At 61.5% G+C, this 330-nt stretch carries 1 protein-coding gene; it reads left to right on the forward strand.

Going from position 1 to position 330, the window contains the following annotated elements:
* Nucleotides 1-330, forward strand: a 330-nt coding sequence (locus ACTJK7_RS29125; protein WP_440781118.1) for a hypothetical protein, incomplete at both ends; no start/stop codon positions are given.

Genomic DNA, 330 nt, shown 5'->3' on the forward strand with positions numbered 1-330 from the left:
TGCCTCACCCGTCGATTTCAACCAGGGCGACACCATCATCATGCGCTTGCAAGGCACCACCCTCGACGGCGAACGCATCCAGGTCGAAGCCCGCCAGACCATCAACAAAAAACCACCGCTGGTGGTCGATGTGCTGATGGACAACGACGGTGCCCGGGCACTGGCAAAAAACCAGGGGGTGTTTTCCTTCGACCTGGAACGTGGCGGCAGCATCATTCAGCGCTCCAGAGGCCGCTTCATCAACATGCTCGGCGAACCCACCCGCCTGGCAGCCCCCATCGTCGAAAGCGCCGTGAGCGGTGCGCTTGATCCCGACTTGCCGAGCGTGAT

The sequence above is a fragment of the Pseudomonas sp. 22085 genome, from assembly GCF_052045815.1.
GTDB classification, from domain to species: domain Bacteria; phylum Pseudomonadota; class Gammaproteobacteria; order Pseudomonadales; family Pseudomonadaceae; genus Aquipseudomonas; species Aquipseudomonas glycinae.